This window comes from Cupriavidus sp. SK-4 (assembly GCF_000611125.1).
Lineage (GTDB): Bacteria > Pseudomonadota > Gammaproteobacteria > Burkholderiales > Burkholderiaceae > Cupriavidus > Cupriavidus necator.
In genome coordinates, this window is sequence record NZ_JFJW01000061.1 from 1 (window position 1) to 21,156 (window position 21,156).

At 69.2% G+C, this 21,156-nt stretch carries 20 protein-coding genes; 11 read left to right on the top strand and 9 right to left on the bottom strand.

What is annotated here, in order from left to right:
• The 4 genes from CF68_RS12370 to CF68_RS12385 all read left to right on the top strand — a co-directional run.
• Positions 1 to 2,144: patatin-like phospholipase family protein (locus tag CF68_RS12370; RefSeq protein ID WP_035819082.1), on the top strand; the 2,144-nt coding region annotated here is incomplete at its 5' end.
• Positions 2,145 to 2,390: 246 nt separating this feature from the next.
• On the top strand, positions 2,391 to 2,825 hold the full coding sequence (locus CF68_RS12375) for a YeeE/YedE family protein (protein WP_035819085.1): 435 nt from the start codon (positions 2,391 to 2,393) through the stop codon (positions 2,823 to 2,825).
• A gap of 3 nt (positions 2,826 to 2,828) precedes the next feature.
• Positions 2,829 to 3,257, top strand: coding sequence for a YeeE/YedE family protein (locus CF68_RS12380; RefSeq protein ID WP_035819087.1), 429 nt, complete (start codon positions 2,829 to 2,831; stop codon positions 3,255 to 3,257).
• A gap of 94 nt (positions 3,258 to 3,351) precedes the next feature.
• Positions 3,352 to 4,200, top strand: a complete 849-nt coding sequence (locus CF68_RS12385; protein ID WP_013954068.1) for an IclR family transcriptional regulator C-terminal domain-containing protein — start codon at positions 3,352 to 3,354, stop codon at positions 4,198 to 4,200.
• An 89-nt stretch (positions 4,201 to 4,289) separates the two neighbouring features.
• Here CF68_RS12385 and CF68_RS12390 read toward each other — a convergent pair whose 3' ends face one another.
• Both CF68_RS12390 and CF68_RS12395 read right to left on the bottom strand, forming a co-directional pair.
• Entirely contained in the window at positions 4,290 to 5,063 is a 774-nt protein-coding gene (locus CF68_RS12390; protein ID WP_035819090.1) for a flagellar brake protein, read from the bottom strand.
• Positions 5,064 to 5,223: 160 nt separating this feature from the next.
• Entirely contained in the window at positions 5,224 to 6,117 is an 894-nt protein-coding gene (locus CF68_RS12395) for a LysR substrate-binding domain-containing protein (protein WP_035819091.1), read from the bottom strand.
• A 132-nt stretch (positions 6,118 to 6,249) separates the two neighbouring features.
• On the opposite strand from CF68_RS12395, the gene CF68_RS12400 reads away from it, so the two are divergent.
• Positions 6,250 to 6,873 carry a LysE family transporter gene (locus tag CF68_RS12400; RefSeq protein ID WP_035819093.1) on the top strand — a complete coding sequence of 208 codons (624 nt, stop codon included), beginning with the start codon at positions 6,250 to 6,252 and terminating at the stop codon, positions 6,871 to 6,873.
• On the opposite strand, the gene thpR is transcribed toward CF68_RS12400, so the two are convergent.
• The 3 genes from thpR to CF68_RS12415 are packed head-to-tail and all read right to left on the bottom strand — an operon-like array spanning position 6,857 to position 9,424.
• Positions 6,857 to 7,426, bottom strand: a complete 570-nt coding sequence (gene thpR / locus CF68_RS12405; RefSeq protein ID WP_035819097.1) for an RNA 2',3'-cyclic phosphodiesterase — start codon at positions 7,424 to 7,426, stop codon at positions 6,857 to 6,859. The genes CF68_RS12400 and thpR overlap by 17 nt on opposite strands.
• A 19-nt stretch (positions 7,427 to 7,445) precedes the next feature.
• Positions 7,446 to 7,946 carry a methylated-DNA--[protein]-cysteine S-methyltransferase gene (locus CF68_RS12410; RefSeq protein WP_035819099.1) on the bottom strand — a complete coding sequence of 167 codons (501 nt, stop codon included), beginning with the start codon at positions 7,944 to 7,946 and terminating at the stop codon, positions 7,446 to 7,448.
• Positions 7,943 to 9,424, bottom strand: coding sequence for an AlkA N-terminal domain-containing protein (locus CF68_RS12415; protein WP_035819101.1), 1,482 nt, complete (start codon positions 9,422 to 9,424; stop codon positions 7,943 to 7,945). The genes CF68_RS12410 and CF68_RS12415 overlap by 4 nt, the downstream gene beginning before the upstream one ends.
• Positions 9,425 to 9,587: 163 nt before the next feature.
• Between CF68_RS12415 and CF68_RS12420 the strand changes: the two genes are divergently transcribed.
• On the top strand, positions 9,588 to 12,434 hold the full coding sequence (locus CF68_RS12420; RefSeq protein ID WP_035819103.1) for a pitrilysin family protein: 2,847 nt from the start codon (positions 9,588 to 9,590) through the stop codon (positions 12,432 to 12,434).
• A 171-nt stretch (positions 12,435 to 12,605) separates the two neighbouring features.
• Complete coding sequence (locus tag CF68_RS12425) at positions 12,606 to 12,980, top strand: hypothetical protein (protein WP_010811174.1); 375 nt, start codon at positions 12,606 to 12,608, stop codon at positions 12,978 to 12,980.
• Between the two features lie 101 nt (positions 12,981 to 13,081).
• On the opposite strand, the gene CF68_RS12430 is transcribed toward CF68_RS12425, so the two are convergent.
• From CF68_RS12430 to CF68_RS12440, 3 genes are all read right to left on the bottom strand, one after another.
• Complete coding sequence (locus tag CF68_RS12430; RefSeq protein ID WP_035819106.1) at positions 13,082 to 13,645, bottom strand: hypothetical protein; 564 nt, start codon at positions 13,643 to 13,645, stop codon at positions 13,082 to 13,084.
• 32 nt (positions 13,646 to 13,677) lie between these two features.
• The gene (locus CF68_RS12435) at positions 13,678 to 14,835 is read right to left on the bottom strand and encodes an acyl-CoA dehydrogenase family protein (protein ID WP_035819107.1); all 1,158 of its coding nucleotides are present in this window, start codon (positions 14,833 to 14,835) and stop codon (positions 13,678 to 13,680) included.
• 122 nt (positions 14,836 to 14,957) lie between these two features.
• Positions 14,958 to 16,736 (bottom strand): OPT/YSL family transporter, encoded by a 1,779-nt coding sequence (locus tag CF68_RS12440; protein WP_035819108.1) that lies wholly within the window; start codon positions 16,734 to 16,736, stop codon positions 14,958 to 14,960.
• A gap of 194 nt (positions 16,737 to 16,930) precedes the next feature.
• On the opposite strand from CF68_RS12440, the gene CF68_RS12445 reads away from it, so the two are divergent.
• From CF68_RS12445 to CF68_RS12455, 3 genes are read left to right on the top strand one after another with little or no spacing between them, the layout of a single operon-like run.
• Positions 16,931 to 18,613 (top strand): FAD-dependent oxidoreductase, encoded by a 1,683-nt coding sequence (locus CF68_RS12445; RefSeq protein WP_035819110.1) that lies wholly within the window; start codon positions 16,931 to 16,933, stop codon positions 18,611 to 18,613.
• Positions 18,603 to 18,782, top strand: coding sequence for a hypothetical protein (locus CF68_RS12450; RefSeq protein ID WP_035819113.1), 180 nt, complete (start codon positions 18,603 to 18,605; stop codon positions 18,780 to 18,782). The genes CF68_RS12445 and CF68_RS12450 overlap by 11 nt, the downstream gene beginning before the upstream one ends.
• Positions 18,783 to 18,826: 44 nt before the next feature.
• Entirely contained in the window at positions 18,827 to 19,297 is a 471-nt protein-coding gene (locus tag CF68_RS12455; RefSeq protein WP_035819116.1) for a MarR family winged helix-turn-helix transcriptional regulator, read from the top strand.
• Between the two features lie 4 nt (positions 19,298 to 19,301).
• On the opposite strand, the gene CF68_RS12460 is transcribed toward CF68_RS12455, so the two are convergent.
• The gene (locus CF68_RS12460) at positions 19,302 to 19,757 is read right to left on the bottom strand and encodes a YccF domain-containing protein (RefSeq protein ID WP_013954082.1); all 456 of its coding nucleotides are present in this window, start codon (positions 19,755 to 19,757) and stop codon (positions 19,302 to 19,304) included.
• A 386-nt stretch (positions 19,758 to 20,143) separates the two neighbouring features.
• On the opposite strand from CF68_RS12460, the gene CF68_RS12465 reads away from it, so the two are divergent.
• A complete protein-coding gene (locus tag CF68_RS12465; protein WP_035819119.1) occupies positions 20,144 to 21,079 on the top strand; it encodes a 2-hydroxyacid dehydrogenase in 936 nt (311 codons plus the stop codon).
• Positions 21,080 to 21,156 lie beyond the last annotated feature (77 nt).

The following is a 21,156-nucleotide window of genomic DNA, read 5'->3' on the forward strand; positions in this document are numbered from 1 at the left end:
CGCAGCGGGCCGCGGGCGCGCGCCCACGCATCTGCCTGGTGCTCTCGGGCGGCGGCGCGCGCGGCGCGGCGCATATCGGCGTGCTCAAGGTGCTGGAGGCGATGCGCGTCCCGGTCGACTGCATTGCAGGCACCAGCATGGGTTCACTGGTGGGGGGCGCCTATGCCACCGGCATGGCGCCCGCCGAAATGGAACGGCTGGTCGGCGGCCTGAGCACCGACAAGATCTTCAAGGAACGCCCGCCGCGCCAGGACCTGACCATCCGGCGCAAGCAGGACGATTTCACCAACCTGTTCACGCCAGAGATCGGGGTGCAGGCCAGCGGGCTCTTGCTGCCCAAGGGCGCGGTCTCGGGCGTGCAGCTGGAGACCGTGCTGCGCCAGCTGGCCAAGGTGCCCGGCTACCGGGACTTCGACCAATTTCCGATTCCCTACCGCGCCGTGGCCACGGACCTGGTGGCGGGCACGCCGGTGGTGTTCAGCCAGGGCGAGCTGGCCAACGTGATGCGCGCCAGCATGTCGGTGCCGGGCGCGGTGGCGCCGGCCGAGTACGAGGGCCGGCTGCTGGTCGACGGCGGCCTGACCGACAACCTGCCGGTGGACGTGGCGCGCAGGATGGGCGCCGATATCGTGATAGCGGTGAACCTGGGCACGCCACTGATGAAGCGTGAGGAGCTGACCTCGATCATCGGCGTGACCGGCCAGATGCTCAATATCCTGACCGAGCAGAACGTGCGTGCGTCGCTGGCCTCGCTGCGGCCCACCGACGTGCTGATCGAGCCGGCGCTGGGCGATTTTTCCGCGACCGACTTCGACCACCTGCCGGCAACCATCCCCATCGGCGAGGCTGCCGCGCGCAAGGTCGCCGACCGCCTCGCGCCGCTGGCGCTGCCGCCGGCGCAATATGCACAACTGCGCGCCAAACAACAGGCGGTGCAGCCGCCCGACACCCGCCCGGTCGATGAGATCCGGCTGGCGCCGCTGCAGCGCGTCAACCCGGACTACGCCACCGCGGTGATGGAAACCAAGCCCGGGCAGCCGGTCGACCAGGCCACGCTGGACCAGGACATGCGCCGCCTGTTCGGCACCGGCGACTTCGAGCACGTCAACTACGGCATCCTGGAAGAGCCCGGCAAGCGCGTGCTGGCGGTCAATGCGGTGGAGAAATCCTACGGTCCCGACTACCTGCGCTTCGGGCTCGGGCTGAGCTCGGATTTCCGCGGCGATGCCTACTTCAACCTGGTGGGCAGCTACCGGCGCACCTGGCTCAATGCGCTTGGCGCCGAATGGCGCACCGATGCGCAGGTGGGGCAGACCTCGTCGCTGATCAGTGAGTTCTACCAGCCGCTGGATACGCGCCAGTACTTCTTTATCGCGCCGCGCATCGAGCTGGAGCGGCGCCCGGTCAATGTCTTCCAGGGCAGCACGCGCATCGCCACCTACGACCTGCGCCGCTTTGACATCGCGCTGGACGCGGGCAGCCAGTTCACCAAGTACGGCGAGCTGCGCGTGGGCGTGCAGACCGGCACGGAACACGCCACCCTGAGCACCGGCCCCGAGTCGCTGTCGCCAGGCCCGGGCAATATCCGGCGCGGCGCCATCACCGGGCGGCTCTTGTTCGACCAGCTCGACAGCGTCGACTTCCCGCGCTTCGGCTATGCGGCCCGGCTGCACATCTACGGCTCGCAGCCGGGGCTGGGTGCCGACCAGGCTTATGTCAAGGCGCAGGCGGAGGGCATCTATGCCCACTCGTTCGGCGACAACACGGTCTCGCTGGCCTTCAAGGTCGGCAGCAATATCGGCGGCAAGCCGCTGCCGCGCTATGACCTGTTCCAGTGGGGCGGCTTCCTGCAGCAATCCGGTTATGCCACAGGGCAGCTGCTGGGCGGCAACATGCAGTTTGCGCGGCTGGTGTACTACAACAAGCTGGCGCGCCAGACCCTGCTGCAAGGCGTGTACGCAGGCTTTTCGCTGGAGGCGGGCCGCATGGGCGACCCGCTGGTGCCGGGGAGTCCGACCGGGCTGCTCAAGTCCGGCTCGGTCTTCCTGGCGCTGGACAGTCCGCTGGGCCCGCTTTACCTGGCCTATGGCCGCGCCGCCGCAGGCACATACAGCTTTTACCTGTTCCTGGGTAAACCCTTCTGAACCGGCCAGCATAAGCACCCACCAAATGTGAGCCCGCCGCACCCTACCAAAGTTGTATGTAATGTCTTAATTCAAATGTCTATACTTTTTACGTCACCAAGACCCCCTCTTGAATGACGACCTTCCCCGGTCGCCGCTCCCCAGCGGCGACTTTTTTTTGGGCGCCCGCCTGGCATGCGGCGCCTATAATCCGGGCCTCGGGCTGCACTTGCGGCCGCTCCGCGCCCCTTTCGCGCGCCTCCTCCCATGCAGATTGATTTCACCCATTTCACGCCGTGGCTGTCGCTGGCCGGCGGGCTGGTCATCGGCCTCGCGGCGGCGCTGATGATCCTGGGTCTGGGCCGCATTGCCGGCATCAGCGGCATTGTCGGCGGCCTGCTGAAGCTGCCGCACGGCGACAGCGCGTGGCGCGCCGCCTTTGTGATCGGGCTGTTGCTGGCGCCATGGCTGGCGGGCGCGTTCGATGCCATGCCGGCGGCGCAAATCGATGCCGGCTGGGGCGAGGTGCTGGCGGCGGGGCTGCTGGTAGGCATCGGCACGCGCTACGCGGGCGGCTGCACCAGCGGGCACGGCGTGTGTGGCCTGTCGCGGGGCTCGGTGCGCTCGTTGGCCGCCACGCTGACCTTCATGGCGGCGGGCTTCCTGACAGTGCTGGTGCAGCGTCATTGGCTGGGAGGCTGACCGATGGGCACGCTCTTCTCATTGCTTGCCGGGCTGGTGTTCGGCATCGGCCTGATCCTGTCCGGCATGGCCAACCCGGCCAAGGTGCTGGGTTTTCTCGACCTGGCCGGCGCCTGGGACCCGTCGCTCGCCTTTGTCATGGCCGGCGCGATCCTGGTGGGGGTGGTGGCCTTCGCACTGGCGCGACGGCGCCAGCGCTCCTGGCTGGGACTGCCGATGCAGTGGCCGGCGCTGGCCGCGGTCACGCCGCGGCTGGTGCTGGGCAGCGCGGCGTTCGGCGTGGGCTGGGGCCTGGCGGGCTTCTGCCCGGGCCCGGCGCTGGTGGCACTGGGTGCCGGCTATGCCAAGGCCTGGGGCTTTGTCGCGGCGATGCTGGCAGGCATGGCGCTGTTCGAAATCGCGGAGCGGCAGACCCGGCGGCGGGAGCGTTGATGCAGCGCAGCATGAAACCAGTGCTGGCCCCCGACGCCCGACCGGTTTAACATTGCGCGATTATCGAACAAAGCCCAGACAACCCCGCCTCCCAATGGACGTCCTCCGCCCCCTCGGTCTTGGCCATGCACAGGCCGACACCGTCCGCGTTGCCCGGCCCCAGGCCGACCTGCTCGCCAGTTTTGCCGGCGATCCCAACTTTATGCTGTCGCTGGCGCGCGGGCTGACCGTGCTGGAGGCCTTCTCGGAACGCAAGCGCCCGCTGACGATCTCGCAGGTGGCGCAACGCACGCAGCTGTCGCGCGCCTCGGTGCGGCGCTGCCTCTATACGCTGGAACAGCTCGGCTACGTCAGCCAGCAGGACGGGCAGTTTGCGCTGCGGCCGCGTGTGCTGCACCTGGGCCACGCGTATTTCTCGTCGACCTCGCTGGTGTCCCTGGCGCAGCCGATCCTGGACAACCTGAGCGCGCGCATCCACGAGACCTGCACGCTGGCGATCCTGGACGGCACCGACATCCTGTACCTGGTGCGCTCCGAAGTACAGCGGGTGCTGAACTATTCGCTAGGCATGGGCAGCCGCCTGCCGGCCTACTGCACCTCCAACGGCCGGCTGCTGCTGGCGCACCAGCCGGCCACGGTGCTGGACGGCTTCTTCGAGCATGCCGAGCTGCGCCCGCGCACGCTGCAGACCAAGGTCTCGCGCCAGGAGCTGGAAGCGTGCTTCGAGCGCGCCCGCGAAGTGGACTACGTGATCGTCGATGAAGAGCTGGAACCGGGCCTGCGCGCGATGGCGGTGCCGGTGCGCTCGGCCTCTGGCATCGTGCTGGCGGGGCTGAGCGTGAGCGTGCGCGCCGCGCGTGTCTCCGAAGCGGAGATGATCTCGCGGCTGCTGCCGCCGATACGCGAAGCCGCGGCGGCAATCGGCCGGCTGATCGGCTCCTGATGGCCGCTGACTAGTCAGCTAACTACCCGAGCAGCCGCACGGGATTGAGGTAAGCCGGGCCCGGGTTGCGCGGCCTCGGCTACGGTGCATCAGCCCCGGTGCGCCAGTTCCAGCGCAAATACCAGCCGCTGCAGGAAGTTCTCCATGCGCCCGTCCGGATGGATGAAGGCGCAGCCGAAATGGTGGATGGCGCTGTCGTCATGGCCCACCAGCCAGTGGCCAACCACCTGCAGGTCCAGCTCAAGCTTGCCCAGCTCGCGGAAATCCAGCCGGCACTTGCCGACCGTGGTGCCGACCGGCAGGTGCTCTGCCGAGACCGTCTTCGAGCGCAGCCCCACGCCCGACAGCGACAGGTCGGCGATATCGAGCCCCAGCACGGTCTTGTCCGACATGTGGATCTCGCAGCGGTAGCCCCTGGTCACCAGCGTGCGCGCGCGGAAATGGCGGCGGCGCTGGAAGTGGTAGAGCTTCTCAGGGAATTCGACCACGAAGGCTGGGCCTTCCTCATAGCGCGTGGCAGCCGGCCGGCCCACCACGAAGTTGACCGGCACGCCGCGCAACAGCCCCGAGAACGCATTTTCATCCGAGGTCATCAGCGACATCCGCTCGGGTTCCGCATTGCACCAGTCGAACACAAAGGTGCGGTTGACCGGGTCGACGTGCAGGAGCGACGTGACGAACTGGTGCCCGGTGCGGGTGCGCACGCTCAGCATGCACTTCTGCCAGGACAGGTCGCGCAGCACGGTGCCGATCTGCGAGTTGTGCGTCAGGCGATAACGGTCATCCGCCGGCTCAATGTCGGATTCGGCGCCGTTATCGGCTGGACCGGAGGCATCGTGCTGATTCATGGATTCACGCAACATCTGGAGTGGCTGGGATCGCCGGGTACGGGGGGCTTCGGCCTGCCGGCCGCGCGCATGTTAAGCGCGTGTCCCAATGCCCGGCAAGACGCATGCTCTCACTTCGGCAGAACTGTGGCAGAACTTGAGCACAGACTTCCGGGGGGTAGCGCGCACGCCGCTTTCAGGCGTCCGGGGGCGATGGCGGCGGCGCCGCAAGCGTTGCCTGCGCCTCTTCGCGCAACCACGCCAGCAGCACCAGCCGGCGCGTGTCGTGTTCAAACGGCGCGGGCGACAACAAATGATAGGCCGATCCGTCGGCCACAAAACCGAACGGAGCCGCCAGCCGGCCATCGGCGATCTCGTCGGCGGCCATCAGCTGTGAGGCCATGGCCCAGCCCAGCCCTGCGGCGGCGGCCTGCAGGCTGAGGTAGAAATGTTCGTACCAGGCGTCGCCGTCGCACTGCACGGCGGGGGCGGCATCGCCGCGCACCGCCTGCCAGCGCTGCCATGCCTCGGGCCGCGTGCGCGTATGCAGCCGCGCCGGAACCGTGGCCGCCCCCTGCGCAAGCTGCGGCCGGCACACCGGCCCCACCCGTTCCTGCGCCACCTCGCGCGCATGCCAGCGCGCATCGAAAGCAAAGTCATTGCGCCGCAGTGCCAGGTCGGCGCCGCTGCGGGTGAAGTCGATCGGCCCGCCCGCGGCCATCAGGTGCAGCGGGATATCGGGATGGCGCGCGGCAAAGCGCGGCAGCCGCGGGATCAGCCAGCGCATGGCGATGGTCGGCTCGCATGACAGCACCAGCGCACGCCCCGGCGGCTGCGTGCGGATGCGCGCGGCGGCGCCAGCCAGCACCTCCATCGATTGCGTGGATGCCGCAAACAGCGTGCGCCCCGCCTCGGTCAGGAAGACCCCGCGGTTGCGCCGCTCGAACAGCGCCACGCCCAGCGTGTCCTCGAGCTGGCGGATCTGCCGGCTGACCGCGCCATGGGTCAGGTGCAGTTCCTCCGCCGCCCGGACAAAGCTTTCGTGGCGCGCCGCGGCCTCGAAGAATCGGATCCAGCCCAGCCAGTGCATCAGTCAGTTTTTCTCACGTAATTGCGCGAGTATATATCGGTTGTGGCGGCGCTTTCCGACATGCAGAATTGGGTACGCCCGGATCTCCCGATGTGGCGATCTCCGGATAACTGCAACGTAATCTGACAGAAAATGCTCCCAATCGCCGAATCCCTGGCGGTCGCCGCCGTGACCGTGCTGGCCGTTGTCAGTCCGGGCCCGGACTTCGCCATGGTCACCCGCAACAGCTACCTGTACGGCCGCCGCGCCGGCCTGCTAAGCGCCCTCGGGATCGCGCTGGGGGTGCAGGTGCATGTGCTCTATACGATGTTCGGGGTGGCGCTACTGATGGCCCATGCACAGAGCGTGCTGACCGTGGTGAAGATGCTGGGCGCGGCCTACCTGGTTTGGATCGGCATCCAGACGCTGCGCAACCGCGAGGCCCTGGCAGTAGACCTGCAAGGTGCGCGCACGCTGCCGCCGTGGGCGGCGCTGCACATGGGCTTCCTGACCAATGCGCTGAACCCGAAGACCACGCTGTTCGTGGTCAGCACCTACACCCAGGTGGTCGATGCGCACACGTCGGTGCCGGTGCAATGGGCTTATGGCGGATTCATGTCGGTGGCGCACCTGGCGTGGTTCAGCCTGGTGGCGTGCGTGTTCACCGCGCCGGCGCTGCGCGCGGCGATGCTGCGGCGCCAGCGGCTGCTGGACCGCACCATCGGCTCGGCCTTGTGCGGGCTGGGCGTGGCGCTGGGGCTCAGCAACCTGGCGTAGGGCCAGCCTGCGTCAGTGGCCAGGCCTGGCGCACGAGATGCTGGGGGCCTTGCGGGCCGAGCCGGCTTTCGAACAGCACCAGCCGCTGCACGTGCCAGGGCTCGCTGGCCAGCGAGCGGTGCGTATCGAGCCAGGCGCGCAGCACGCTTTCGGGCACCGACGGCTTGCAGCGCGCCAGCGTCAGGTGCGGATGGAAGCGCCGCCGCTCCGGGGTAATGCCCGCGGCCCCGGCCAGCGCCTGCCCGACATCGGCGTGCAGCACGCGCAGCGCGTCCAGGCCGGGACCTGGCGCCAGGCCTGCCCACAGCACCGAACCCTGGCCGCTGCGAAAGCGCCCGGTACCGGCTGCCTGAAGCAGGAAGGCGGGTGCGCGGACGCTGTCGAGCGCGGCCTCCAGCGCTGCGCCAGGCACGTTGCACTCACCCAGGAAGTGCAGGGTCAGGTGGATCTGCTCTGGCGCTGCGGGCCGCACGCCGTGCGCTGGCGGCAGGGTCGACAAGAGCCATGCCGCCTGCGCGGGCGGGACTTCCACGGCGATGAACAGGCGCGGCATGGCAGCGCAGCCCGCGCGATTAGTCTGGCGTGGTGCCGATGCCTTCGCGCTGCAGCAAGGCGCGCTTGCGCTCGATGCCGCCGGCGTAGCCGGTCAGCGCACCGGCACTGCCCAGCACGCGATGGCAGGGCACGATCACCGACAGCGGGTTGCGTCCCACCGCTCCGCCGACTGCGCGCGCATGCGTGGGCGGCAGGCCCAGGGTGCGGGCCAGTTCGCCGTACGACGCGGTCTCGCCGCAGGGGATCGCCAGCAGCGCCTCCCACACGCGCTGCTGGAACGGGCTGCCGGCAAAGTGCACCGGCACGGTAAAGGTATCGCGGCGGCCGGCGAAATATTCGGCCAGTTCCGACGCGGCGCGGTCGAGCACCGCGGCATCGGCCGGCGGCACGTCGCGGCTGTCGGCAATGCCCGCGGGGTGGTATTTCTGCCCGGCGAAGAAGAGGCCGGTCAGGTGGGCGCCTTGCGCGCGCAGCAGGATGGTCCCGAGCGGGCTGTCGATATGGCGATAGCTGGTCATGTGATCGTCTCCGGTTCGGCCACGGCGCTGGCCGCGTCCTTCATCGTTTCATAGCGATGCCACAGGTGGATGGCGGCGTAGGCACGCCACGGCGCCCATTGCGCGGTGCGCTCGTGCATCGCGCGCACGGTACTGACGCCCAGCACCTTGCGCAGCGCATAGTCGGTGCCGGGGAACGCATCGGGCCAGCCCAGCGCGCGCATGGCGACATACTGCGCGGTCCAGTCGCCGATGCCGCCGACCTCGCGCAGCGCCGCCACGGTCTGCTCCGGCGGCGCGTGCGCATCGAGCGCCAGCGTGCCGTCGGCCACGCGCTGCGCCAGCGCCAGCAGCGTGCGCGCCTTGCCTGCCGACACCCCGGCATCGCGCAAGCTTTGCTCTGGCAGCATGGCAATGGCGGCGGCAGTCGGGAACGTGTAGCGCAGGCCGTCCGGGGGCGTGCCGTCCAGCGCCTGTCCCGCGTGCTGCGCCAGCGCGCCCAGGATGCGCCGCGCCTGCACCACCGAGATCACCTGCCCCACCACCGCGCGCACCGCGATCTCGAAGCCATCGACGCTGCCCGGCAGGCGCACGCCCGGCATGGCCTCGGCAAGCTCGCCCAGGTGCCGGTCCACCACGTCCGGGCGGCAGCCCAGGTCGCACAGGCGGCGCACCTTGCCCAGCGCCTGCGGAATCACGCGCGCCAGCGAGGCCGACAACGTGACGCGCAGCACCAGCCGGCGCGGCACGTGTTCGATCCGTACCCAGCCCGTGTGCGCGCTGCCGCCGGCATCCACCAGCAGCGTGCGCATATAGGTGCCGTCCCGGATCGCCTCGATGCCTTCCACCGCGCGGGTAGCCAGGAAGCGCAGCCATGCGTCCCAGGCAAACGGCGGGCGGTAGCCCAGGTCGAACACCAGCCGGTCGGCCACGCCGTCGGCGGCGCGGCGGCGCAGCGCCAGCGGCGTCAGGCCGTAGCGCGTCTTCAGCACATCGTTGAAGCGGCGCACACTGCCGAAACCCGCCGCCAGCGCCACTTCGGTCACCGGCAGCGCGGTGTCGGCCAGCAAGCGCTTGGCCAGCAGCAGCCGCTGCGTCTGCGCGTACTCCAGCACCGACACGCCGAACTGCGCATCGAACAGGCGCCGCAGGTGGCGCTCGGTCACGCCGATGCGCGCCGCCAGCGTGGCCACGCTGCCTTCCGCCATGAAGCCCTCATCGATCAGCGTGGCCGCGGCCTGCGCCAGCCGTCCTGAAATATCGGCCAGCCCGTGCCCGGGCGCCAGCTCCGGACGGCAGCGCAGGCAGGGGCGGAAGCCATGCTTCTCCGCCGCAGCGGCGCTCTCGTAGAACGTGCAGTTTTCGCGCTTGGGGGTGCGTACTGCGCACACCGGCCGGCAGTACACGCCCGTCGACGACACGCCCACGAAGAAGCGTCCGTCGAAGCGGCGGTCGTGCGAGGCCACGGCCTTGTAGCAGGTATCGGGATCGAGGTGCATGACGGCATGCTACCGCTACCTGCAAGCGCTTACCCGCTGGATTCGGACATTTCCCTCTGGCGCGCGGGCGTGGGCTGCGGCACAGTTCCTGGCAGGGGCGGCGGCTAGAATGCGCTTCGTGCCTCACCCGCCAACCCACTGCCACCGCCCGCCCGGAGACGCCATGCGCCGCACTGCCCTGCACCTGTCCTTGCTTGCTTCGCTTGCCTGCGCGCCGGCGTTGGCACAGCCGGTGCAGACCGCCCCCACGGCGACGCCTGCCACGGCCACGCAGGTGGCATCGGTCGAAGGCATCACCGAATACCGCCTGCCCAACGGCCTGCGCATCGTACTGGCACCGGACGCGGCCAAGGCCACCACCACCGTCAACATCACCTACCTGGTCGGCAGCCGCCATGAGAACTATGGTGAGACCGGCATGGCCCACCTGCTCGAGCACCTGCTGTTCAAGGGCACGCCATCGCTGCCGGGCAAGACCATCCCGACCGAGTTCGCCCGGCGCGGCATGAGCGTGAACGGCACCACCGCGCAGGACCGTACCAACTACTTCGGCACCTTCAGCGCCAACGATGAAAACCTCGACTGGGCGCTGCGCATGGAAGCCGACCGCATGGTCAACAGCGTGATCTCGCGTGCCGACCTGGACAGCGAAATGACGGTGGTGCGCAACGAGATGGAAATGGGCGAGAACAGCCCCGGGCGCATGCTGATGCAGCAGACCATGGCCGCCGCTTACCGCTGGCACAACTACGGCAAGGCCCCGATCGGCGCGCGCAGCGATGTCGAGCACGTCAGCATCGACGGCCTGCGCGCCTTCTATCGGCGCTACTACCAGCCCGACAACGCGGTGCTGGTGGTGGCCGGCAAGTTTGATCCCGCCGCCACGCTGGCACGCATCGAGCGCTACTTCGGGCCGATCCCGCGCCCGACGCGCGTGCTGCCGCCCGAGCATACGGTCGAGCCCGCACAGGAAGGCGCGCGCGAGCTGGTAGTAATGCGCCCCGGCGACAACAGCCTGGTCGCCGCGCAATACCACGTCAGCCCGGGTGCGCATCCGGACAGCACGGCACTCTCGCTGCTGACCATCATCCTCGGCGACACGCCGGGCGGGCGGCTGTACAAGGCGCTGGTCGAGCGTGGCCAGGCCGTGTCGGTCGGCACCGCGCTCTATGCGATGAAGGACCCGGGCGCGCTGCTGCTCATGGTAGAGACGTCCAAAGACCAGCCGCTCGCGGCCGCGCGCGCCGGGCTGATCACGCAGGTCGAGGGCTTTGCCGAGGCTCCCGTGACCGAGACCGAGCTGGAACGCGCGCGCGTGCGCATGCGCAACGCGTACGAGCACTACATGAACGATCCCGGCGCGCTCGGCGTGGCGCTGTCCGAGGCCATCGCCAAGGGCGACTGGCGCCTGTTCTTCCTGGCACGCGACCGCATCGAGACCACCACGCTGGCCGACGTGCAGCGCGTGGCGCTGAACTACCTGCAGGCATCGAACCGCACCGTGGGCGTGTTCCTTCCCGCCGAGCAGCCGTCGCGCACGCAGGTGCCGCCGGCGCCCGATGTCACGGCCATGGTCAGCGGCTACCAGGGCAGGCAGGCAATGGCCGCGGTGGCGGCATTCGATCCCAGCCCCGCCAATATCGAGGCCCACACCACGCGCCAGACGCTGGCCAACGGCATGCAGCTGGCGCTGCTGCCCAAGCCCGCGCGCGGTGAAGTGGTGCACGGCGCGCTGGTGCTGCGCACGGGCGACGCGCAGAGCCTGCAGGGGCTGACCACGGTGGGCGCGCTGACCGCCTCCATGCTCCGGCGCGGCGCGGCTGGCATGGACCGCCAGCAGATCGCCGACCGCATCGAGGCGCTGCGCGCGCGCGTCGGCATCTCTGGCGGCCCTGAGCGCGTGACCGTCAGCTTCGAGACGCGCCGCGCGCACCTGCCGGAACTGCTGGCCCTGCTGCGCGACCTGCTGCGCGCGCCGAGCTTCCCCGAGGCGGAGTTCGAAACGCTGCGCAGGACCAGCATTGCGGAGATCGAAAGCATCCAGCGCGAGCCCGGCGTGATGGCGTCCAATACGCTGGGCCGCCATGGCGACCCCTACCCCGCGGGCGACCCGCGCCATGCGCGCACCTTTGCCGAGAACATCGCCGACCTGCAGGCCGTCACGCTGGCGCAGGTGCGCGACTTCCACGCGCGCTTCCACGGCGCGGGCCATGCGCAGCTGAGCCTGGTGGGCGACTTCGATGCACCGGCCGCGGCCGCGCAGGCAGCGCAATTGTTCGGCGACTGGAGCGCGCAACAGCCCTACGCGCGCGTCGAGCGCCCCTATGTGCCGATCCCGCCGGCCGAGTTCACGCTGCCCGCGCCGGGCAAGGCCAATGCCATCTACCTGGCCGCCGCGCCGATCGACCTGACCAACGACGCGCCGGACTATGCGCTGATGATGATTGCCAACCGCGTGCTCGGCGGCGCCAGCCTGCGCGGCCGCCTGGCTGACCGGCTGCGCCAGCGGGAAGGCCTGAGCTATGGCGCGAGCAGCTGGGTGCAGGTGGGCGCGCTCGACCGCGCGGGACGCTTCGGCCTGCAGGCGCAATACGCACCGCAGAACCTGCCGCGCCTGCAACGCGCCGTGACCGAGGAACTGGAGCGCTTCGTGCGTGACGGCATTACCGCGCAGGAACTGGCCGAGGCCGTCAGCGGCCTGCTGCAGCAGGGCATGGTCAGCCGCAGCAACGATGCCGCGCTGGCCGGCGCGCTGGCCAACCAGCTCTACCTGGGCCGCACCATGGCCTTCACCGCCGAACTCGAAGAGCGCCTGCGCAACGCGACGCCGGAAGCCGTCAACGCGGCCATTCGGCGCTACATGCAGCCAGGCACGCTGTCGCGCGTCTATGCTGGAGACTTCAGCGGGGCACCGGTGCAGTCGGGCGCAACCGGCAGCGGAAGTGGCTCCGGCGCGGCCGGGAGCACAGGCAACGAAGCGGCCGGCGCAGCACCGCAGGCGCAGCCCTGACATACGCGGGAAACAATATTCGGCTGCACTGGCGAAAGGCCGCAGGCGCGGCCAGCGCAACATCGCAGCGGCTGGACCGGGAGCGGTCGGCAGGCGTCCGGTGCAAGCCCCTTGCCGCGACCCCAGGTTGACTGTATATTCGTACAGTATAAGTCGATATAAGAGGTGTGGATGTCAATCGTGCGAGCTGGCAGCAAGGCAGAAGCGCTCAGGCTTCTGGCCTCGGAAGGCGTGCTGGCGCTTGAGCTGGACTACGAGACAGGATGGCAGGATGCCGTCGAACTCGGCAGGCTCGGAGAAAAGCGCGGTATCAAGGTGCAGTATCGCGGACAAGAAAGCATCGCCGTCCGTTCCCGCGAAGCCCTGATCGAAGGGCTGGCCAAACCCAAGGCCACGTTCCGTCAACGCAATCTCTATTGCCAGTTCGATCTCGGCACGCTGGCGGACCATGAACTACTCGACCTCGAGGCCAAGGCCACGCGGCTCGGGGACTATATCCTCGCCGGCCACCTGCTGCGCGATGTCGATGGCGTGTGGCCGCAATAAGCGGCTTGCGCGCGCGTCAGGCCACTAGAAGAGAAAAAGCCGCCATGCAGGCGGCTTCTGTCACATTGCGCTGAGCCCGTTCTTCGTGCCCGGTACCCCGGTCAATGCCACACCCGCGTGGCGTTGGCCCAGCGCGCCGCGCACGACGACTGCGCCACGGCCGCGTCGATCGTTTCGTTGGCGGCCTCCGCCGCGGCAGTATCCAGCGCCGCGCGCCACAGCACCGCCGACACCAGCGTCTTGCATTGCCGCCGTTCTCCGTGCGCAAGCGCGAGCAGCCGCTCATAGCCGTCCAGCACGATCAGCCGGTCACCACGGCGCGGATGCAGCGACAGCGTGTAGAGGTGGTCAGACTCGCATTGCAGGCTGCCGCCGCTGACCGCGACCACGATTGCACCCGGCAACGCAATGCCGCTGGCCTGGACCTCGCCACGCAAGCGCGCCAGGTGCGCGTGCGCGCGTGGATCGCAGGTGCCGCCCACGCCGCCCGCCATCTCTGCCGGCAACGCGCTGAGCGCCATCAGCTCAGCCGGCGACACCGCCAGCGTATAGGCCTGCAGCGTGGGACGATACGTTGCCACCACGGCGCGCAGCCGGTGCGGCGCGTCGCCATCATGCCCTGCCTGCAGCGGGCTGTCCGGCCCGCGTAACTGCATCGTGTTCATGTCGACTCCTGCCGCGCGGGGCGTTTGCCTGGTCAGTCGCGCAGCAGTTGCTTGGCGATGATCAACTGCTGGATCTGCGTGGTGCCTTCATACAGGCGCAGCAGGCGCACGTCGCGGTAGAAGCGCTCGGCCTTGTACTCGGCGATATAGCCGGCGCCGCCATGGATCTGCACCGCGCGGTCGGCCACGCGGCCCACCATCTCGGTACAGAACATCTTGGTGCACGAGGCCAGCATGCTGACTTCCGGATCGCTCTTGCCGGCGGGCTTGGCGTCGTAGCGCTGGGCGCAGTCGCGCACCATCGACAGGCCGGCGTAGAGCTCGGCCTGGCTGTCGGCCAGCATGCCCTGGATCAGCTGGAAGTCGCCGATGGGCTTGCCGAACTGCTTGCGTTCCTTGGCGTAGGCCACCGCGTCGGTGAGCAGGCGGTGCGCCATGCCGCAGGCCAGCGCCGAGAGATGCAGGCGGCCGCGGTCGAGTACCTTCATCGCGGTCTTGAAGCCGACGCCCGGCACGCCGCCGATGATGTTGGCGGCCGGCACGCGCGCGTTCTCAAGCACCACGTCGCAGGTCTTGGTGCCGCGCTGGCCCATCTTCTTGTCCGGCTTGCCCAGCGAGATGCCCGGGGTGTCGGCCGGCACGATGAAGGACGAGATGCCCGAAGCGCCCGCACCGCCGGTGCGCGCCATCAGCGTGAATGCGCCGGCGCGCGGCGCGTTGGTGATGAAGCGCTTGGTGCCGTTGATGACGTAGTGGTCGCCGTCGAGCTCGGCCTTGGTCTGCAGCGAAGCCGCATCGGAGCCGGCGTTCGGCTCGGTCAGCGCGAACGAGATGATCAGCTCGCCGCTGGCGATGCGCGGCAGGTACTGTTGCTTCTGTTCCTCGGTGCCATCCATCAGGATGCCCTGCGAGCCGATGCCGACGTTGGTGCCGAACACCGAGCGGAAGGCAAAGGCGGTATGGCCCAGGTCGTAGACCACATCGCATTCCTGCGACATCGACAGGCCGATGCCGCCGTAGTTCTCCGGGATGGAGATGCCGAACAGGCCCATCTCCTTCATGTCCGCGACGATCTCGGCGGGCACGTCGTCGGTTTCCTCCAGCGTGTCTTCGGCGGGCTTCAGGCGTTCGTCGATGAAGCGCTGCACCGAGGCGCGCAGCAGGGCAAAGGATTCTTGGTCAAGGGCCATGGTGATTCTCCGGGTCTAGCCAGTGCGTCAGTCTGGCCGCCTATGGTACGCTGGTCGCGTGATTTGACAATCCACTGAAACTTGGACAGAAGCGTCAACAAAATTTGACAATCGCAAGGGCCTCAACCCCATGTGGCGGATAACAGGCCCGCCACGCCGATGGCCAGCGCCGCCAGCGCATCGCCCGCGATCAGGCCGCCACCGACCAGCGATGCGGTGCTCATGTCCTGCGGCAAACCCTGGGCCGGCCTTGCGGGCCTGGCCACGGCAGCGGCCACGCTCGCCACCACGCCGCCGGCCGCCATCCACCCGGCCGCCGCCAGGTTGACAAAGCCACCGAAAGACGACGCATAGGGCGAGGGCAGGATCACCGCATCGAGCAGGAAATCCGCCACGCGCCCGCGCCGGCTGGCTTGCGCAAAGCGCTGCCACGCCGGCCGGCCGAGGATGGCCTTGCGCAATACCGCGGTGGCCAGACCGAGCGCCAGGCCCGTTGCCACCGCCACATGCTGGCCGGCACGGCTTTGCGCCAGCCCGTGCAGCACGCCCACGATCTTGTATGTCATGGCCGAGGTCCAGCGCGCCGGCTGCTGGTCGGCCGGCAGGCTGGTCTGGTCCAGCGCCAGCACCGGGTAGGCATGCATGAACAGCCGTGCCATCGCCACCGCAACCAGCGCACCCACGACGATGCCCGCCACCTGGTAGCCGAACTGCACCATGCGGTCGCTGCCCAGGCGCCAGCCGGTGGAGCGGTCCTGCTGCATGTCGCTCGCCTCGGCCGTGGCCACCAGCAAGACCGTGGCGGCGATCAGCCCGACATGGGGCGCGCGCAGCCCGGCGGCGGCCATCAGGATCACGGACAGCACGAAGGCGGACGAGATCGGGTTCTGGTCGACCATGCCGACCGAGATACCGTTGACCAGCGCAAACACCAGCACCAGCAGCACCGCCATCAACTGGAAACCCAACGGCTGGCCGAACCATGCCACGCCCGCCGCCACCGTGGCCGCGCCCCACAACAGCGCCCAGGCCGCCACCCAGCCCATGCCCGGCCCGCGCCGCGGCGCGGGGTGGCGGCGCGCGCGCCACTGGCGGCATGCCTGCGCCAGCAGCAACGCCACATCGACCGCAGCTGCCCCCATGATCATGCCCAGCGCCACCAAGAAGGTGGCCTTGCGATAGGGCTCGCCAGGCGCCATCCAGCCCGCGGCGACAAACCACGGTGTCATGGCCCAGCCCGCCAGCCCGCCCACCAGCGCGGCAATGCCCACGCGCGCGCCGACAATCATGCCGGCGCCGAAGGTCGCGGCCGACAGGTCCAGCGCCGCCAGCCACGGCACGCGCGCCGCGCCCAGGCCGCAGCCCAGGCCCAGCCCCATGCCGCCCCCAAGCCGGGCCACCGAACGCCGCAGCAGCGCCGGATCGGTCAGCGCGCGCAGGATATTGGCCACCGCCAGCCCCGACGGAAAAGTCAGCTGCATCCGGTCCACCAGCAATGGCGTGTACAGCATGCCCACACCCACCCCGAACATGCCGATGCACAGCATGTACAGCACCAGCTGCCACAGCGGCGGCTGCGCCATGCCCAGCCACGCCATCGCCTGCAGCACCACGGCCATGCCGCCCATGCCCGCCACCGACGCCGCCGCGGTCTGGATGTAGTTGGCGCCGTGGCGCCCGGGCGCGCCATAGCCCGCCGTCACCACCGAGCCGAGGATGCCCGCCAGCACCTGCCCGCCAACAAAGAAGCCCAGCGAGAAATTCATGTACGCGGCAGCAATGCCGCCCAGCGGCCCCAGCACCAGCATGCCTGCCGCGCCTAGCAGCACGTGGTACTGCCAGCTGCCCGGCGAGGGCAGCCAGGTGGCGCGGGGTGCGGCATCGGTCGGGAGCGTGGGCATGGCGCAGCGAGCGGGCTGAGGCAGTGTGCCTCTTGCGAAGCATAGGCCAAGGCCGCCCTGCGGCGATGTTCGACTTGTCTCCGACTTTCGCCGGACGGTCGATGCCGGGCCGGGTTAACACTAGTTTCGCACGCAACCATATGGTCGATATAGTTGCGCACACAACTACATCGCAGAGACACCACAGGCCCGCCATGCCAGACTCCACCGCACCCCACGCAGCCGTGCCGCCGGCACCGTCGCCCTCGTCATCGCGCCCATGGCCGCAGCGCGTGCCGGTGCTGATTGCCGGCGGCGGCCCGGTCGGCCTGACGCTGGCCGCGCTGCTGGCGCGCCAGGGCATTGCCACGCTGGTGGTTGAAGCCGACGACGGCTACTGCGCCGGCAGCCGGGCCATCTGCATGGCGCGGCGTTCGCTGGAGATCCTCGGCTGGGTGGGCGCGGACCGAACCACCGTCGAGACCGGCCTGCCGTGGGTGGGCGGGCGCAGCTACTACCGCGATGCCGAGGTGCTGCATTTCCGCATGCCCAGCGAGCCCGGCGAGCGCTTCGCGCCGATGGTCAATATCCAGCAGTACTACCTGGAGTCCTTCGCCCATGACGCCGCGCTGCGCGGCGCCGCGCCGGCCGATGTGCGCTTCGGCGCGCGCGTGCAGGGAGTGCGCCAGCACGGCAGCGGCGTCGTGGCCGAGATCCAGACAGGCGCAGGCGTGGTGCAGGTCGATGCGCAATGGCTGGTGGCCTGCGACGGCGGGCGCAGCACCGTGCGCGAGCAACTGGGCCTGCGCATGGAAGGCACCCAGTACGAAGGCCGCTACGTGATCGTCGATATCGTGCAGAAGACGCGGCGCGAGGTGGAGCGGCTGGCCTGGTTTGACCCGCCTTCCAACCCCGGATCGACCATCCTGATGCACCGCCAGCCTGACGATGTCTGGCGCATCGACTACCAGATCCGCGACGACGAAGACCCCGATGAAGCCGTCAAGCCGGAGAACGTGCTGCCGCGCGTGCAGAGCCACCTCGACATGATCGGCGAGACCGAGCCGTGGCGGCCGCTGTGGATCTCCATCTACAACGCCAAGTGCCTGACCTTGCAGGACTACCGCCACGGCCGCGTGCTGTTTGCCGGCGACGCCGCGCACCTGGTGCCGATCTTTGGCGTGCGCGGGCTCAACTCCGGGCTGGACGATGCCGGCAACCTGGCCTGGAAGCTGGCGTGGGTGCTGCGCGGCCAGGCGCCCGACAGCCTGCTCGATTCCTATTCGACCGAGCGCGTGCATGCCACGCGGCAGAACATCGCCTACGGCGCCAAGAGCACCGAGTTCATGGCACCGCCCGACTTCGCCTTCCGGCTGATGCGCGAGGCCACGCTGCGGCTGGCGCAGCATGAGCCCGCGGTGCAGTCGCTGATCAATCCGCGGCAGTCCGCACCGATTGCCTATACGGATTCGGCGCTGAACGGTCCCAGCGACTTTGGCGACGACTGCCCTGGCGCCGCGCCCGGCCTGCCCGCGCCGGAAATGCGCGTGGCTGGCCCCGACGAGGTCCTGCACCTCACGCAATGCTTCGGGCAACGATTCACATTGCTGTACTTCAGCGATGCGCCCACGCTGCCCGAGACGCTGGCCGCATTCGCACACACGCATCCGGACGCCGTGCAGGCACACGTGGTGGTCACCGGCGGCAACGTGGCCGGCGCCACGGCGCTGGCCGACGTCGCCGGCCAGGCCCACGCCCGCTACGGCGCACGGCCCGGCACGCTCTACCTCATCCGTCCCGATGGCTATGTCCTGGCGCGCTGGCGCGAACCGTCATGGGACGCCGTGCGCGCCACCCTCGCCCCCCTGATGCAAACTGGAGCCCGCCATGCAAGCTGAAGACCTCGACCTTGCCTACACCCGCCTGTGCGAGGCCATGGGCCGTGCCGGCGAAGCGCGCACCCCGCTGCTATTGGCAATGGTGTGCCTGGGCCTGATGAGCCGGCAGGAGGCACTGGCGCCGGTGCTGGCGCTGATAGATGAAGCCGAGGCGCACAGCCAACAATAGGGAACATAAGACACTAGAATGCCGACGCCTGACAAGGACACGCCATGAAGCCACTGCCACGCCTCGACCAGTTCCTGACCTACCGCCTGCACCAGGTCAACAAGCTCAGCGACAAGGACAGCGCCGCCGCCTACCTGGAGCAATGCGGCCTGCCGCTCAGCGAGGGCCGCTGCCTGGCCGCGATCGGCGCGTTTGCGCCGCTATCGGTCAACGAACTGGCGCAGGGCGCCAACCTGACCAAGGGCCAGGCCAGCCGCTCGGCACAGGCGCTGGTGGCGCGCGGGCTGGTCAGCAAGGAGGCCAGCGAGGCCGACGGGCGCGGCGTAGTGCTGTCACTGACCGCACAGGGCAAGCCGCTCTACCGGCAGGCGATCGCGATGATCGCCAGGCGCAATGCGGAGATCTTCGGCTGCCTGAGCGACGCCGAACAGGCGCTGCTGGGCAGCCTGCTCGACCGGCTGGTCGCGCACGCCGGCCAGCAGGATGAAGAAGACGCCGAAGACGCCGGCGCCTGATCCTTCAGCGGCGCAGGTTGTCCACCTGCACGCGTGCGCCATCGCGGCGCGCGGCGTCGGCCACTTCATTGGTGACCACGGTCTGGCCGATCGGCGCCAGCGCAATGCCGGCCAGCTTCAGGTGCTGGATCGCAAACGGGATGCCGATGATGGTCACGAAGTTGGCGACCGCCGCCATCACGTGGCCGATGGCCAGCCACACGCCGGCAACGACAAACCACAGTACATTGCCGACCAGCCCCAGCGCACCAGTGCCGACATCGTCGCGCCCGGTCAGTTCGCGCCGGCTGATGGCCTGCTTGCCGAACGGGAAGAAGGTGAACGTGCCGATCACGAAGCAGGCCTTGCCCCAGGGGATCCCGATGATCGAGATAAAGGCCAGCAGCCCGGCCAGCCACCAGGCCAGGCCCATGACCACGCCGCCAAGGATGAACCAGAGGAAGTTGCCGATTGCGCGCATGCCGTTCGTTCACGAGTGAGGAAGAGAACACGCATGATACGCAATGGTGTTGTGCCGGCATGGCGGCGAGGGGGTCGTGGCAGCAAAGCGTACCCGTTTCTGCGTGCCTCGCCGGGACCGGCAAAACGGCACAGCCGGCCCTTCGGGAAACGCGTTCGAGCCTTGTTTATAGGCATATTCCACTCTGCAAGACCGGTCGCAAACCCCGCTTCCGCAGGCAAAGCGTACCCGTTTCTGCGTGCCTCCGCGCGTGCTGGCGCCTTCGGCAAGCCCGACGCCGCAGCGCTAGAATGTGACGCCGGCCCGCTATCCGCGCGCCAGCCCCCTGGGCAGCCAACACGCTGTCACCCTTCTCCGACTCCACCGTCTACTCCGCTGTCCCCGCCATGAAGCCCACGCTGCTGATCCTGACCCAGGTCGCTACCCACCACCGCGACGCCATTGCCGAACGATTCGAGATCCGCTATGCGCCGGACGCCGAAGGCCGCGCCGCGCAGATCGCCACGCAGGGTGAACGCATCCGCGCGGTACTGACCATCGGCTCCACCGGTCTGACCGCGGCGGAGATCGACGCGATGCCGGCACTGGAACTGGTGTGCGCACTGGGCGCGGGCTTCGAGAATATCGCCGTGGCCCACGCCCGCGCGCGCGGCATCGCCGTGGCAAATGGCGCCGGCACCAACGACAGCTGCGTGGCCGACCACGCCTTCGCGCTGCTGCTGGCGACCGTGCGCGCCGTGCCGCAACTGGACGCGGCCACCCGCGCGGGCACCTGGCGCACCGCGCTGCCGCTGCGGCCCAATGTCTCGGGCAAGCGGCTGGGGATCGTCGGGCTGGGCACCATCGGCCGGCGTATTGCCCGGCGAGGCGAAGGCTTCGATCTCGAGATCGGCTATCACAACCGCAAGCCGCGCGAAGACGCGGGGTACCGGTACTTCGACAGCATCGGGGCGCTGGCCGCGTGGGCGGACTACCTGGTGATCGCCACGCCGGGCGGGGCGGGTACGCGGCACCTGGTCGATGCAAGCGTGCTGGCGGCGCTGGGGCCGGCCGGGTTCCTCGTCAATATCGCGCGCGGCAGCGTGGTGGATACCGAGGCGCTGGCTTCCGCGCTGCGTGCTGGCAAGCTCGGCGGGGCCGGGCTGGATGTCTATGAGAGCGAGCCGGCGCCGCCGGTCGCGTTGTTCGACTGTCCTAACGTCGTGTTGACCCCGCATGTGGCCGGCTGGTCGCCGGAGGCCATCACGGCGTCCGTGACGCAGTTCCTCGAGAATGCGCGGCGGCATTTTGCGGGGGAGGGGGTGTTGACGCCGGTGGGGTGAGGGGCAAGCTTTTGGCTTTTGCATTGGCCAACGGTACGGCGTCGCGCTTGGCGTGCGTGGCTGTTTCGCCGGCGTAG